Below are 12,574 nucleotides of genomic sequence, written 5' to 3' on the forward strand. Positions count from 1 at the left end.
TCCTTAACGCTTGTGACGGCGCTGGACGATCATTGTCGTCGTGCGCTTGTTGCGACGCGTGCGGAAGCCCTTCGCCGGCGTACCCCACGGGCTGACCGGATCGCGACCCGCCGCCGTACGGCCCTCGCCGCCACCGTGCGGGTGGTCGATCGGGTTCATTGCCACACCGCGGACCGTCGGACGGATACCGCGCCAGCGATTCGCTCCAGCCTTGCCGATCTGGCGCAGGCTGTGCTCCTCGTTGCCGACTTCACCGATCGTTGCACGGCATTCGATATGCACGCGCCGGATTTCACCCGAGCGCAGGCGAACCTGCGCATACGTGCCTTCGCGAGCCAGCAGCATCGCCGACGCACCGGCCGAGCGCGCGATTTGCGCTCCCTTGCCCGGCAGCATTTCGACACAGTGAATCGTCGTACCCACCGGAATATTGCGGATCGGCAGCGTATTGCCCGCACGAATTGGCGCTTCCGAGCCCGACAACAGCTGCGTGCCAACCATCACGCCCTTCGGCGCGATAATGTAGCGGCGCTCGCCATCGGCATAGCATAGCAGGGCAATGTTCGCGCTGCGGTTCGGGTCGTATTCGAGACGCTCGACCTTCGCCGGAATACCGTCCTTGTTGCGACGGAAATCGACCACGCGATAGTGATGCTTGTGACCACCGCCCTTGTGGCGCGTCGTGATATGACCATTATTGTTGCGGCCAGCCGTAGAACTTTGCTTATCGAGCAGCGCCGCGTACGGCTTGCCCTTGTGCAGTTCCTTGTTGACCACCTTCACCATCGCACGACGGCCAGGCGAAGTCGGTTTGAGCTTAACGAGCGCCATGATTACTTGGCCTCCGCTTCAAAGTTGATTTCCTGGCCCGGCTTCAGGTTCACATACGCCTTGCGTACGTCCTTGCGACGGCCCATGAAACGGCCAAAGCGCTTGGCTTTGCCCTTCACATTCAGCACGTTGACCGACTCTACTTCGACCTTGAACAGCAATTCGACTGCCGCCTTGACTTCCTGCTTCGTGGCGTCCGGCGCAATGTCGAATACGACTTGCTCGTTCTTGTCGGCCACCAGCGTCGCCTTCTCGGAGATCACCGGCGCGAGCAGAACCTGCATCAAACGATGATCGTTCTTGCGAATTTCGCTCATGACAGCAACTCCTCGATCTGGGCGACCGCAGCCTTCGTGACCAGCACTTTCTTGAAGTAGATCAGCGACAGCGGGTCGGCATAACGCGGCTCGACAACCGCCACATGCGGCAAATTGCGCGACGCAAGGTACAGGTTCTCGTCGACGGTATCGGTGATCACGAGCACCGACTCGAGCCCCATGGCCTTGAACTTAGCCGCCAGCAGCTTGGTCTTCGGCGCGTCGAGCTTGATGTCCTCGACCACCGACAGACGGCCTTCGCGGGCAAGCTGCGACAGGATCGAGCAGACGCCGGCGCGGAACATCTTCTTGTTGACCTTCTGGCCGAAGTTTTCTTCCGGCGAATTCGGGAAGATACGGCCACCGCCGCGCCACAACGGGCTCGACGACATACCGGCGCGGGCGCGGCCCGTGCCCTTCTGGCGCCACGGCTTCTTAGTCGTGTGCTTGACTTGCTCACGATCCTTCTGCGCGCGATTACCGCTGCGCGCGTTCGCCTGGTACGCGACGACGATCTGGTGGATCAGCGCTTCATTGTAGTCACGACCGAACACGATGTCCGATGCGTTCACACCCGCGCTTTCCTGACCTTGGTCGTTCAGGAGCTTCAATTCCATTGTCACGCCCCCTTCTTCGCGCGAGCCTTGACGGCCGGCGTCACAAAAACTTTGCCGCCCTTTGCGCCCGGCACCGCACCTTTAACGAGGATAAGCTTGCGCTCCGCGTCGATACGTGCGATTTCGAGATTCTGCGTGGTGGCCGTCACATCACCGAGGTGGCCGGTCATGCGCTTGCCCGGGAACACACGACCCGGATCCTGCGCCATACCGATCGAGCCCGGCACGTTGTGCGAGCGCGAGTTACCGTGCGACGCGCGGCCCGAACCGAAGTTGTAGCGCTTGATCGTACCGGCATAGCCCTTACCGATGGACACGCCTTGCACGTCGACCTTCTGACCCACTTCGAACAAGTCGACACCGACCACCGCGCCCGGCGACAGCTCGGCCGCCTTGTCGGCTTCGATGCGAAATTCCTTGAGGATTTCACCGGCTTGAACACCGGCTTTGGCGAGATGACCGGCCAGCGGCTTGGTCACACGCGACGCGCGACGCTCGCCGAAAGCAACTTGCACGGCCGTATAACCGTCCGTTTCAACGGTCTTGATCTGCGTCACGCGGTTGTCCGACACGTCCAGCACGGTCACGGGAATCGAATCACCGTCAGCCGTGAAAATACGGGTCATCCCAACCTTGCGACCTACGAGTCCAAGGCTCATCGTTTTCTCCATTCCCGACTGCGATTGGTCGGGGCTGATTACGAAACACCGGTGAACAGGGAAGAGGCTAACGCCCGCCTGCCACACGGCTTTTTAACGCAAATACGCGAAAAGCCTAGCATTGTAGCAAGGCTTTTCGTTTTTCGCAAGCAATCAATGATTTAGGCACACCACGCCATCGCCATGCATGGCGCGCCGCAAAGCCGCGCTACTGCAGCTTGATTTCGACGTCGACACCCGCCGGCAAGTCGAGCTTCATGAGCGCATCCACGGTCTTATCAGTCGGATCGACGATATCCAGCAGGCGCAGATGCGTGCGGATTTCCAGCTGATCGCGCGACGTCTTGTTCACGTGCGGCGAACGCAAGATGTCAAAGCGCTGAATGCGCCGCGGCAGCGGGATTGGGCCGACGAGGATCGCGCCGGTGCGCTGTACCGTCTCGAAAATCTGCCGCGCTGATTGATCGACCAGCTTGTAGTCGAAAGCTTTCAGGCGGATACGGATTTTCTGCTTTTGCATGACATTTCCTGTAAAGAGCGAGGCGATATTGCATCGCCATAACCAAAGAACGTGGAGCAGGCCCCCGATCGGGAAACGGGCAGCCTGCTCCGGACACTACGACGTACCGCTACAGCAAACCAGCGATTTTACTCGATGATTTTGGCGACGACACCGGCGCCGACGGTACGGCCGCCTTCGCGGATCGCAAAGCGCAGGCCTTCTTCCATCGCGATCGGCGCGATCAGCTTAACCGTGATCGACACGTTGTCGCCCGGCATCACCATTTCCTTGTCCTTGGGCAACTCGATCGAGCCGGTCACGTCCGTCGTGCGGAAGTAGAACTGCGGCCGGTAGTTGTTGAAGAACGGCGTATGACGCCCGCCCTCATCCTTGCTCAGCACGTACACTTCCGCCGTGAAATGCGTGTGCGGCGTGATCGTGCCCGGCTTAGCCAGCACTTGGCCACGCTCCACATCCTCACGCTTGGTGCCACGCAGCAAGATACCCACGTTGTCCCCGGCCTGACCCTGGTCCAGCAGCTTGCGGAACATCTCCACGCCCGTGCACGTCGTCTTCGTCGTGTCACGGATACCGACGATCTCGATTTCCTCGCCAACCTTGATCACCCCGCGCTCCACACGGCCCGTGACCACCGTGCCACGACCCGAGATCGAGAACACGTCTTCCACCGGCATCAGGAACGCGCCATCCACTGCACGCTCCGGCGTCGGAATGTACGTGTCCAGCGCATCGGCCAGGCTCATAATCGCCGCCTCGCCCAACTCGCCCTTGTCCCCTTCCAGCGCCAGCTTCGCCGAGCCCTTGATGATCGGCGTGTCGTCGCCCGGGAACTCGTACTTGGACAGCAGCTCGCGCACTTCCATTTCCACCAGCTCGAGCAACTCCGCGTCGTCCACCATGTCGCACTTGTTCAGGAACACGATGATGTACGGCACGCCCACCTGACGCGCCAGCAGGATGTGCTCACGCGTTTGCGGCATCGGGCCATCCGCGGCCGACACCACCAGGATCGCGCCGTCCATCTGCGCCGCGCCCGTGATCATGTTCTTCACGTAGTCCGCGTGTCCCGGGCAGTCCACGTGCGCATAGTGACGCTGCTCTGTCTCGTACTCGATGTGCGCCGTGTTGATCGTGATGCCACGCGCCTTCTCTTCCGGCGCCGCGTCGATCTCGTCGTACTTCTTCGCTTCGCCGCCAAACTTCGACGACAGCACCGTCGCGATCGCCGCCGTCAGCGTGGTCTTGCCATGGTCAACGTGACCGATCGTGCCCACGTTCACGTGCGGCTTGGTCCGTTCAAATTTACCTTTAGCCATGTTTCTCTTCTTTCAAAAGTGTTTCGTGAATGCGTTGCCAACCGATCACTTCGCTTTCGCGTTGATGATCGCATCAGCCACGTTGCGCGGAGCTTCGGCGTAGTGCTTGAACTCCATCGTGTACGTCGCACGGCCCTGCGTCAGCGAGCGCAGCGACGTCGAGTAACCGAACATTTCCGACAGCGGCACCTCGGCACGAACGATCTTGCCGCCGCCCACCATGTCATCCATGCCTTGCACGATGCCACGACGACCCGACAGATCGCCCATCACGTTGCCCATATACTCTTCCGGCGTTTCGACTTCAACCGCCATCATCGGCTCGAGAATCACCGGATTGGCACGGCGCATCGCTTCCTTGAACGCCATCGAGCCGGCCATCCGGAACGCGTTTTCGTTCGAGTCCACGTCGTGGTACGAGCCGAACGTCAGATGTACCTTCACGTCGACGACGGGGAAGCCAGCCAGCACACCGCTCTTCAGTGTTTCCTGGATACCCTTATCGACCGCCGGAATGTACTCGCGAGGAATCACGCCGCCTTTGATCTCGTCGAGGAACTCATAGCCCTTGCCCTGCTCGTTCGGCTCCAGCGTGATGACCGCGTGACCGTACTGGCCGCGACCACCGGACTGCTTGACAAACTTGCCCTCGACGTCCGCCGCCGTGCTACGAATCGTTTCACGATACGCAACCTGCGGCTTGCCCACCGTCGCCTCGACATTGAATTCGCGCCTCATCCGATCGACGAGAATCTCCAAATGCAGCTCGCCCATGCCGGAGATGATCGTCTGGCCTGACTCCTCGTTGGTCTGCACGCGGAAAGACGGATCTTCCTGCGCAAGGCGGTTCAGCGCGACCCCCATCTTCTCCTGGTCAGCCTTCGTCTTCGGCTCGACAGCCTGCGAGATCACCGGCTCCGGAAACACCATGCGCTCAAGCACGATCGGATTGGCCGGATCACACAGCGTATCGCCGGTGGTCGCCTCCTTCAGGCCGACCGCCGCGGCGATGTCGCCGGCGCGCACTTCCTTAATTTCCTCGCGCTGGTTCGCATGCATCTGCAGGATACGGCCGACGCGCTCTTTCTTGCCCTTCGTCGAGTTCAACACCGTGTCGCCGGAGTTCACGACGCCCGAGTACACCCGGAAAAAGATCAACTGGCCGACGAACGGGTCCGTCATGATCTTGAACGCGAGCGCCGAGAATTTCTCGTCATCGGATGCGCTGCGCTCGGCCCCCTCGCCGCTCTCAGTCTCGCCCTTGACCGGTGGAATGTCAACCGGCGACGGCAGGAAGTCGATCACCGCGTCCAGCATGCGTTGCACGCCCTTGTTCTTGAACGCGGTCCCGCACAGCATCGGCTGGATTTCACAGGCGATCGTGCGATCGCGCAGCGCCTTGATGATTTCGGCCTCGGTCAGCGCTTCGCCACCGAGATACTTTTCCATCAGTTCTTCGCTCGCCTCGGCCGCCGACTCGATCATCTTCTCGCGCCACTCGTTACACGTGTCCACGAGTTCAGCCGGGATGTCGACGTACTCGAACTTCGTTCCTTGCGACGCGTCGTCCCAAATGATCGCCTTCATCTTCAGCAGGTCAACGACACCCCTGAACGACTCCTCCGCGCCAATCGGCACGACGATCGGCACCGGATTGGCCTTCAGGCGCGTCTTCAACTGGTCATACACCTTGAAGAAGTTCGCGCCGGTACGGTCCATCTTATTGACGAACGCGAGCCGCGGCACCTTGTACTTATTGGCCTGGCGCCACACAGTTTCCGACTGCGGCTGTACGCCGCCGACCGCGCAGTACACCATGCACGCGCCATCGAGCACGCGCATCGAGCGTTCGACCTCAATGGTGAAGTCCACGTGTCCCGGCGTGTCGATGATGTTGATGCGGTGTTCTGGATAGTTGCTGCCCATGCCTTTCCAAAACGCCGTCGTCGCAGCGGACGTGATCGTGATGCCACGTTCCTGCTCCTGCTCCATCCAGTCCATCGTCGCGGCACCATCGTGCACTTCGCCGATCTTGTGGTTCACACCAGTGTAAAACAGGATGCGCTCGGTCGTCGTCGTTTTGCCGGCGTCGATATGCGCGCTGATACCGATATTACGGTAACGCTCGATAGGAGTCTTACGAGCCACTTTAATCTCTCAAAAGGATTGCGCAGCGGGGAACCCCGGTGCGCCTTAACACAAACGGGCGAGGCGCTTCGGAAGCGCACCCGCCCGGAATTTCCTTCTCCGTTTGCCAGGCTTTCCAGCCTAAACGGCCTTTAGAAACGGAAATGCGAGAAAGCCCTGTTCGCTTCCGCCATCCGGTGCACTTCGTCGCGCTTCTTCATCGCGCCACCCCGACCTTCCGCGGCCTCGAGCAATTCACCGGCCAGGCGCAACGCCATCGACTTCTCGCTACGCTTCTTCGCGGCCTCGCGCAACCAGCGCATCGCCAATGCCATACGGCGCGACGGGCGCACTTCGACCGGAACCTGGTAGTTCGCACCTCCAACGCGGCGGCTCTTCACTTCAACCACCGGCTTTACGTTGCTCAGCGCGACAGTGAACACTTCCAGGGGGTCCTTGCCGGCCTTGCCCTGGATTTGCTCGAAAGCCCCGTACACGATGCGCTCGGCCACTGACTTCTTGCCCGACAGCATCAGTACGTTCATAAATTTTGCAACATCCACATTACCGAACTTCGGGTCCGGCAATATTTCCCGCTTGGGGACTTCGCGACGACGCGGCATTTCTGTTCCTTTGACTGTTCAGTTGGAGCGGTTACTTTCCCCACCCCACGGCCACCAACTAACCCGATCTATCTCACGACTAACCAGCTTGGCCGGGTGACCACTTACTCGATAGCACCGACCAATCTGGCACCACCGCCTTTGCATCGACGAGCGATGCAGCTTACTTACCCGCCTTGGCGCGCTTCGCACCGTACTTCGAGCGGGCCTGCTTACGGTCCTTAACGCCTTGCGTGTCGAGCGAGCCGCGCACCATGTGGTAACGCACGCCCGGCAAGTCCTTGACCCGGCCGCCGCGAATCAGCACGACCGAGTGCTCTTGCAGGTTGTGGCCTTCACCACCGATGTATGAAATGACCTCGAAGCCGTTCGTCAAGCGAACCTTCGCGACCTTACGAAGCGCCGAGTTCGGCTTTTTGGGCGTCGTCGTGTACACACGGGTGCACACGCCGCGACGCTGCGGACAGTCCTGCAAGGCCGGACTCTTGCTCTTCACATGCTCCGAAGTGCGGCCTTTGCGAACCAATTGATTGATGGTTGGCATTGTTGATTCCTGGAAATAGACAAAATCGGACGACGCAGACCCGGGCAAGCGGACCTGAATGGCTACATACACGCCACCCGATGTACCGACACCGGAATATCGGCGGCGAAAGCGCCGCGCCCGCCATGCTGACAACCGGCCGACCCACGATGATAAAGAGGACGACCAGCGATGTGAGCGCAATTGCGCCGAGTACCGGAACCCAGCATAGTAATCCAAAATTTGCAAGTACGTCAACAAGTTGCGCGCATTGGATCACACCGGTGGCACAACGACCGCCGTCAGTCGTCGCTGATCACCTCGAGCAGTTCGTCCCCGAAACGCTCGAATTTGCGCGCACCCAGGCCCGGTACGCCGCGCAGTTCATCGAGCGAAACCGGCGCGCTACGGGCCAGCTCGGCCAGCGTCGCATCGTGAAAAATCACGTAGGCCGGCACACCGTCGGCCTTGGCCGTCTCGCTGCGCCAGGCACGCAACCGATCCCAGCGCGCACGCTGGCGCGGCGACATGCCGGCGGTCGGATCGGTGCGCTCGCCGCGACGCGCGCCATCCGCCTCGCGCACCCGTTTGGGCTTGGCATACCGGCGCAGCGTGATGTTGCGCTCCCCTTTCAACACCGGCTTGCTCGCCTGCGTGAGCACCAGCACGCCGTGACCCCCGTGATCGACCGCAAGCAAACCTAGTGCAATCAACTGACGGAAAATCGCCCGCCATTGCGCCTCTGACAAGGCCGCGCCGATACCAAAGGTGCTTAACGCGTCATGCCCCCGTTGCTTGACGCGCTCGGTTACATTGCCGCGTAATATATCGATCAGGTGGCCCGCGCCAAATCCAAAGCCGCTGGCCCGCTGCACGCGGTATACGCACGAGAGCGCCATCTGTGCCTCGCGCGTGCCGTCCCAGGTTGCCGGCGGCTCCAAGCACGTATCACAGTTGCCACATGGCTGGCCCGTTTCGCCAAAATAGCCGAGCAGATGCACGCGCCGGCATCCAGCCGTCTCGCATAATCCAAGCAACGCATCAAGCTTTGCCGTTTGCACTCGCTTGTGCAGCTCGTCGGCCTCGGACTCGTCGATCATTTTGCGCTGTTGCACGACGTCGCCCAGCCCGTAGGCCATCCACGCGTTGGACGCAAGGCCATCGCGGCCGGCCCGGCCGGTTTCCTGATAGTAGCCTTCGATGCTCTTGGGCAGGTCCAGATGCGCGACAAAACGCACGTCCGGCTTGTCAATCCCCATGCCGAACGCGATCGTCGCGCACATCACAACACCCTCCTCGTGCTGGAAGACCTGCTGGTGCCGCTGGCGAAGCTGCGCGTCCATGCCGGCGTGATACGGCAACGCGCGCAGCCCCTGCTGCACCAGCCAGTCGGCCGTCTCCTCGACCTTGCGCCGCGACAGGCAATAGACGATGCCTGAATCGGTGGTACCGTCCACGTTGGTGTGCTCGGCCCGGATAAAGTCGAGTAATTGCGTACGCGCGTTATCCTTCTCGACGATCCGGTAACGAATGTTTGGCCGGTCGAAGCTCGAAATGAACACCCGAGCGTTGCTCAGCGCGAGCCGCTCGATGATTTCCTCGCGCGTGAGCGCGTCCGCCGTCGCGGTCAACGCGATACGGGGCACCTGCGGGAAACGCTCGTGCAGCGCGGATAGTTGCATGTATTCGGGCCGGAAATCATGGCCCCACTGCGACACGCAGTGCGCTTCGTCGATCGCGAACAGCCCTATCCGGCTGCGCGCAAGCAACTCCAGGAACCGCGTCGTCAGCAGTCGCTCCGGTGCAACGTACAACAATTGCAACTCACCACGCGCGAACGCGCGCTCGGTCGCCGCCGCCTCGGCCGCGGTAAGCGCCGAGTTCACGTAGGCCGCCCGCACCCCCGCCTCGGTCAACGCCGCGACCTGGTCCTGCATCAACGCGATCAGCGGTGACACCACGATGCCGGCACCCAGGCCGGCTTCGTGGCGCACCAGCGCGGGAATCTGGTAGCACAACGACTTGCCGCCCCCGGTGGGCATCAGCACGAGGCTGTCGTGCCCCGCCGCGACATGTTCGACAATATCGGCCTGCGGCCCGCGAAACGCCGGATAGCCGAAGACCTCTTTAAGCAACGCAAGACAGCGGGACATGCAACTCCACGGGTGGAAACGGCACGCAGCGTGCGCGTTCAGATCCGTGTATTTTAACAACCGCGCGCGGGCAGCGATATCGGCTCGATGGCCAATGAAGGATACTGCTTGGTAGCAGTCACTTAGACGGCTCGGCGCGCCGGGCCCGCGTCGGCCCCGGGATCAGCCCCAGCTCCTGCTGCAGTGCCTGGAAATATCGTCCGCGCAGGAAGCGGCATTCCTGCTTGAGCATGCCATAGAGGATGAAATCCGTGCCGTCTCCGGCGCCCTCGCGCATGATGCCTTCACGCCGAAAACCCAGGTGCTCGTCGAGCCGCTGCGCACGCAGGTTATCCGTGCGCACCAGCCCCGTCACCCGCCGGCAATTGAGCACCACGAACGGATACAGGAAAACCGCTGACAGAAACGCCGGCGTCAGCAGATGACGCGACTCCAGCATCGCGCAATGCATCAGCACGTTCGGGCCGTTGTACCCCTGGTACACCACGCCGGCCACGATATGGTCGTCTTTTTCGAGCCCAATCGTCGTGCAGTCGTTATAGCTCGCCTCGCCCGTTGCCGCGGCGACAAAGCGCATGACCTCGTCGCCACGGTGATACACAATTCGTCGCATAATCGGATTCAAACAGCGGATCAGGTTGGCAATGGAATGCCGAATTGCTGCAGCGTCGGATTCACGTTATCGGCAAACTTCTCCTGATTCTGCTTCTTGTGCACCGCTTCGACGATTGCCGACACAATCGTCGCTATCACACCGGCAATTTCGCCAATCGGCCCGAGTGCATCGAGCACTGTCGATACCGCGCCGACGATCCCAGCGACGGCTTCGCCCGCCACGTTGCCCACGACGCGGGCAGCGGTCGTCGCAATCTTGGTAGCAACCTCACCCGTTTCCGCCGCAGCCTCACCGGCCGCCCCGACGCCGCGGGTAACCCACGAGCCGACGTCTTTGGTGCCCTTGACCGCGTCCTTGATTGTGTCGATGATGTCGGTCGGGTTCGCGCTGGACGATCCGTTGCCGCTAGAATCGGTCCCTTCAGCGTCGCCATTCAACGCCGAGCCACCGCCCGCCTTCTCGAACAGCTGCGCAAGGCTTTCCATTTCCGGCGGCAAGTTCTTCTTTAGGTACTCGACCACGGCCGGATCCTTGGCCAGTGTCTGGATGTCTTGCGCGAGCACTTTGACCGTCTCGTCAACATTGCGTAAATGATCGCTGCCGCCGGCCTGCACGTTGATCAGCGTTTGCATCAGCTTGCACATGACCGCGGCCTTTTGCTCTGCCGTGTAATTGCCGGGATGAGCGAAGATGTCCTGATTCAGTGTACTGATATCAGTATTGGCGGTGATGTTTTTCAGGCCTGCATCTTTCAAGAAGCTCAAGTCGGATTGTTGGTCCGTCGGCGCCTCGTCCTTGATGAAGCTCGCCAGATTGTCAGCGTTGATCAGGTTATCGGCCTTGTTCGTGGCCTTGTCGACACCCGCGCGGTCGAGCGCATCGAAACCACCGTTGGTTGACCATGCCTTGGCGGCAGTTTTAATCGCGTCGTCAAAGCCGTCGTTGTTCTGTAGATCCTCGACCTGCTTTTTGGTCGCCACCATGCCGCCGCCCTTTCCGCCGTCGTAGCTATGGTTCTTGCCACCGGCGTCCTGATGGCCCGTGGACTGACCGGTGATCGTGAGATAGGCCCGCAATAGCGCGGCCGAGTTCACCGCTGCAATCGAGTCGGGATCCGCGTTGGGATGTTTCTTCATATAGTCCCGGACATTGCTATCAGCCTGCTCCAGGTTTTTATGCGTCGATTCCAGGAACTGAGCCATTTTTCCCTGATCGATCGTTCCATCGCTCTTTAGCGCACCGGTCTGCTGCAGTCCGCTTTTGAGCGACGGGTTGTCGTTGACAAACTGCAGTGCGGCTTGCTTCATCTCGTCCGTGGCCCCATCGACTTGGCCGCTCAGAATCTGCATCGCGGCAATTGGACGCTCCAGCGCGATACAATGAGCGGCCGATGCCATGTCGTTCCACTTCGATAAGTCATCGCCTTCGTACTGGTCAATGAAATTATCGAGGACGGCATACTTTGGATCGGTTGGAATAAACTCGTCATCACCACAGCATTCTGTCGTGTCGGTATCCGTGTCCGCCCCGTCCACGACGGTCGAATCGTCGTCTGACCAATCTGTGACAGTCGAAGCGTCGTCTGACCAATCCTGCTCGTCGTTGACAGTAACGAACGGCGCATGAATCACAAAGGCGCGGTTGCCGAAGGCTGATGCATCCGATTTCTCGCTGCTCGATGGCGTATTCGATGCGGTGCTAGGCCGGTCCACTTGGGTGCCATCGTGCGCTGTCTGCGTCGGGGAAGCCCATGTACCGGTCTGCGCGTCGCTGTCGTCTACATTGGAGTCTGCCAACTCCGAATCTAGGTAGGACAGTCCCAACAGGCTCAAATGAGGCGGAAGTTTATCGCTCTGCGCGTCAGACTTGGCGTCGGTTTGAGGAATTTGCAGTCGCATGTCGAGCCATGGGCCGCTCCACTGCTGCACTAAGGTATTCATCGAGTTTGGCTCCTCTCGGTAGCGCGCCAGCAACAGTGGTGCGCAAGACATGCCCTGAACGGGGCAACGGATCGTGAATCGATTATCAGCATGCCGTCGATCCAGGCTCTGGCAACTGCGAACTGCCGTGGCCCGATGCGAATTTCTGTCTTGCCATATGTGACCGTTGGCGCCCCCCTGCCTCCCATCCCCAACCGCTAAACGCGCCCGCCGATCCACACAAAGACAAAACCCCACGCACTCTCGTACGTGGGGTTTATTGTTCAGCCATCGGGTGCCGCAGGCTGACAGTCGGCTAACACGCGGCGCCTGGCCGGTCACGCTGTCAT

General features: G+C 60.7%; 12 protein-coding genes. All 12 read right to left on the reverse strand.

Going from position 1 to position 12,574, the window contains the following annotated elements; all coding sequences use genetic code 11:
• Positions 1 to 3: 3 nt before the first annotated feature.
• Entirely contained in the window at positions 4 to 831 is an 828-nt protein-coding gene (gene rplB, locus IHE30_RS08660; protein ID WP_337689928.1) for a 50S ribosomal protein L2, read from the reverse strand.
• A 2-nt stretch (positions 832 to 833) separates the two neighbouring features.
• On the reverse strand, positions 834 to 1,148 hold the full coding sequence (gene rplW / locus IHE30_RS08665) for a 50S ribosomal protein L23 (RefSeq protein WP_237575369.1): 315 nt from the start codon (positions 1,146 to 1,148) through the stop codon (positions 834 to 836).
• Positions 1,145 to 1,765, reverse strand: a complete 621-nt coding sequence (rplD, locus tag IHE30_RS08670) for a 50S ribosomal protein L4 (protein ID WP_041753257.1) — start codon at positions 1,763 to 1,765, stop codon at positions 1,145 to 1,147. Before rplD ends, rplW begins: the two co-directional genes overlap by 4 nt.
• A 2-nt stretch (positions 1,766 to 1,767) precedes the next feature.
• Positions 1,768 to 2,424: a 50S ribosomal protein L3 gene (gene rplC / locus IHE30_RS08675; protein WP_337689929.1), complete on the reverse strand. Its 657-nt coding sequence runs from the start codon at positions 2,422 to 2,424 to the stop codon at positions 1,768 to 1,770.
• A 208-nt stretch (positions 2,425 to 2,632) separates the two neighbouring features.
• Positions 2,633 to 2,944, reverse strand: a complete 312-nt coding sequence (rpsJ, locus tag IHE30_RS08680; RefSeq protein WP_013434780.1) for a 30S ribosomal protein S10 — start codon at positions 2,942 to 2,944, stop codon at positions 2,633 to 2,635.
• A gap of 128 nt (positions 2,945 to 3,072) precedes the next feature.
• Positions 3,073 to 4,263 (reverse strand): elongation factor Tu, encoded by a 1,191-nt coding sequence (gene tuf, locus IHE30_RS08685; protein WP_237575352.1) that lies wholly within the window; start codon positions 4,261 to 4,263, stop codon positions 3,073 to 3,075.
• A 45-nt stretch (positions 4,264 to 4,308) separates the two neighbouring features.
• Positions 4,309 to 6,411: an elongation factor G gene (gene fusA / locus IHE30_RS08690; RefSeq protein ID WP_337689930.1), complete on the reverse strand. Its 2,103-nt coding sequence runs from the start codon at positions 6,409 to 6,411 to the stop codon at positions 4,309 to 4,311.
• 131 nt (positions 6,412 to 6,542) lie between these two features.
• A complete protein-coding gene (rpsG, locus tag IHE30_RS08695) occupies positions 6,543 to 7,013 on the reverse strand; it encodes a 30S ribosomal protein S7 (protein WP_013434778.1) in 471 nt (156 codons plus the stop codon).
• Between the two features lie 163 nt (positions 7,014 to 7,176).
• Positions 7,177 to 7,557: a 30S ribosomal protein S12 gene (rpsL, locus tag IHE30_RS08700; protein ID WP_041754145.1), complete on the reverse strand. Its 381-nt coding sequence runs from the start codon at positions 7,555 to 7,557 to the stop codon at positions 7,177 to 7,179.
• A gap of 281 nt (positions 7,558 to 7,838) precedes the next feature.
• On the reverse strand, positions 7,839 to 9,689 hold the full coding sequence (gene recQ / locus IHE30_RS08705; RefSeq protein ID WP_337689931.1) for a DNA helicase RecQ: 1,851 nt from the start codon (positions 9,687 to 9,689) through the stop codon (positions 7,839 to 7,841).
• Between the two features lie 118 nt (positions 9,690 to 9,807).
• Positions 9,808 to 10,302, reverse strand: a complete 495-nt coding sequence (locus tag IHE30_RS08710; protein WP_337689932.1) for a GNAT family N-acetyltransferase — start codon at positions 10,300 to 10,302, stop codon at positions 9,808 to 9,810.
• A gap of 20 nt (positions 10,303 to 10,322) precedes the next feature.
• Positions 10,323 to 12,245: a type III effector HrpK domain-containing protein gene (locus IHE30_RS08715; protein ID WP_337689933.1), complete on the reverse strand. Its 1,923-nt coding sequence runs from the start codon at positions 12,243 to 12,245 to the stop codon at positions 10,323 to 10,325.
• Positions 12,246 to 12,574 lie beyond the last annotated feature (329 nt).

Origin of the sequence: Mycetohabitans sp. B46 (assembly GCF_037389205.1) — a bacterium.
GTDB lineage: Bacteria > Pseudomonadota > Gammaproteobacteria > Burkholderiales > Burkholderiaceae > Mycetohabitans.